Annotated in this window: 1 protein-coding gene; it reads right to left on the bottom strand. The window is 26.9% G+C overall.

Annotated elements, in window-relative coordinates:
* Positions 1 to 14: 14 nt before the first annotated feature.
* Positions 15 to 242, bottom strand: coding sequence for a hypothetical protein (locus EXE10_RS21260; protein ID WP_004812234.1), 228 nt, complete (start codon positions 240 to 242; stop codon positions 15 to 17).
* Positions 243 to 387: the final 145 nt, after the last annotated feature.

The raw sequence follows: 387 nt of genomic DNA, 5'->3' as shown, positions 1-387 counted from the left end.
CTCTTTTTTATGTTTTATTCAAAATGAAGTTGATATTTATCCGTCGTAATCTTGATCTTGAGGTTCTTATATTTTCGTTTTGTGGCACTCAGGGCTGAATCTGTCACTTCTGCATAAAATTTAGGGTCATTCATTAGATCATTAAATAGTTTATATCCAATCAATAACTTACTGGATTTTTTCTTTTCCTTTAGATCATTTTCAATCAACTGATCCAATTCTTTTACAGAAAAACTATGCATATTACCCTCTATAGTATCTTTCTGATAAAACACCATACAGACTTAGCAAGAGGATTTAAAGCTTATTAGATAATTGATATTTATGAAATTGTGAGAAAGATAATATATTAGATTTATCTATTTAAGTTAAGTTTTTCTAAAAATA

Source organism: Acinetobacter sp. WCHAc060033 (genome assembly GCF_004209125.1).
Lineage (GTDB): Bacteria > Pseudomonadota > Gammaproteobacteria > Pseudomonadales > Moraxellaceae > Acinetobacter > Acinetobacter wuhouensis.
This window is presented reverse-complemented; position numbering and strand designations above follow the sequence as displayed.